Origin of the sequence: Salinivibrio sp. MA607, assembly GCF_001996245.1 — a bacterium.
GTDB classification, from domain to species: Bacteria; Pseudomonadota; Gammaproteobacteria; order Enterobacterales; family Vibrionaceae; genus Salinivibrio; species Salinivibrio costicola.
Map to the genome: position 1 here is coordinate 1 of NZ_MUFJ01000063.1, position 1700 is coordinate 1700.

At 35.2% G+C, this 1700-nt stretch carries 1 pseudogene; it reads right to left on the reverse strand.

The window, feature by feature from the left end:
* Positions 1–1700: pseudogene (locus tag BZG81_RS15665) on the reverse strand (hypothetical protein); the annotation flags it as partial.

The following is a 1700-nucleotide window of genomic DNA, read 5'->3' on the forward strand; positions in this document are numbered from 1 at the left end:
TTTCTCAGAAATATCCCTTGGTATATAAAGCTGTTCACTTTTTATCTTAGAACCGTCTTTTAAGAAGCATGTTAAGCTCTCCTTTTCCGCCAATTCATAAATAAAAGGTACTTGGCAATATGTAAATGCTAACTGACCTTTGTTAAGCAGAAAGCTTCTAGGATTTTTTTCTAAATCAATAAAGCTAAATTGAGTACTACTACTTAAAAATTCGCTAATGTCAAGTAAAGTAGGTCTTATAACTATTTCCCCATTATTAACACTAATTCCTAGCTCGGAAAATCGAGTGATTATCTCTTCTTTAACTTGTCCTGTCATTCCAGGTTGTTGCGCACCAGCCTGCTTTGGTGTATGCGAATACGGATCGGCTGGGAAAGCACCATATTCGAGTGGTGATTTATTAAACCCAATTCCCTGGCGTACTCTGTAATAATAATAGGAAAGCTTATTAACGATATTTGAATCCATATCTTTATCGCGGGCGACAAGATAGTTTTCTTGGACTGCGAGCAAAAGCTTAGATACCATATGCCAGTATATACATCCTAGCCCTTCATAGCCAAACATGGTACCAGACCGGCCGGTAAAATACCTATGGTTAAATATTCTTTCGTAGATATCTTCGATATCCTCAAATTGGGAATCATCATAACCTAAGTAATCACTTTTTAGTTCTTCTATTACGTCTTTAAGATATGAGGAATTTTCAAAGTCCGAATTGAAATGAATATAGCCAAAACAATCCTTGTTAACAATTCTTTTATCTTCACGATCAAGCATTTTTTTAAGAACATTGTTTCCTTTTATATATTCTTCAGGAATGTTGTTCTTTTCTAAAAATCTAGTAATTTCTCTGTCGGGATATAGCATAAAACTATTTTGATCTTCCCTATAAATTCCGCTGCAAAATAAACTTTCTATAACATTTATTGCTTCGTCCTGACTTAGAACCCCGGCGCTCAAAACCGCAACTTGTCCTTCTAACATTGGATAAAGTGGAGCTATATTTAGTGCATCTTCAGTGTAGGACATTACATTGTAAGAATGATATAGACCGTCATCACTGCGGTTGTTTTTAATCGTAGAATCAATAACAAACAAAGAAAAATCTAATAGTTGTTCAATAGACAGTCTCTCTACCTGAACTTTATGCGAGAAACCTTGAGAATAAACTTTGTTACGGTAGTTTTCTGCTGATCGCTCAAGACGCGTCAATATAGCTTTTCGAGTTTGTCGCGTAACTGTTTTTTGACGAATTTCTTTGCTAGCATCAACAAGAATTTTTTGAATAGATACTGACCAGTCAAATACTTCTTTAGAAATGCTTATTAGGTTAGGCACCAAACCAACTATCTCTTGCATTAAGTTAATATAGCGGCGAATATAATAGACCGTAACCATAGATAAACCGTTACCGACGATTGCATTATTTGCATCGTTCCATTCCGGTCTTTGAGTATTTAACCAAATCCCACCATCTATAACTAAGTTACTAAGTTTAGATAGTAGAGGAACTATTAGCTTTTCGAACAGGCTTACGTAGTAAACTTGGTTGTTGCTACTCATTAATAAACGTCCATCACTTCCTATTTCATTGCAGCGATCGTCAATAATATTTTGTCGCTCATTATCGAAAGTAATCGTGTTCTTGGGATCAATAAAAAGATTCTCTGTGTCACAAAGACGATATGGAATATTAG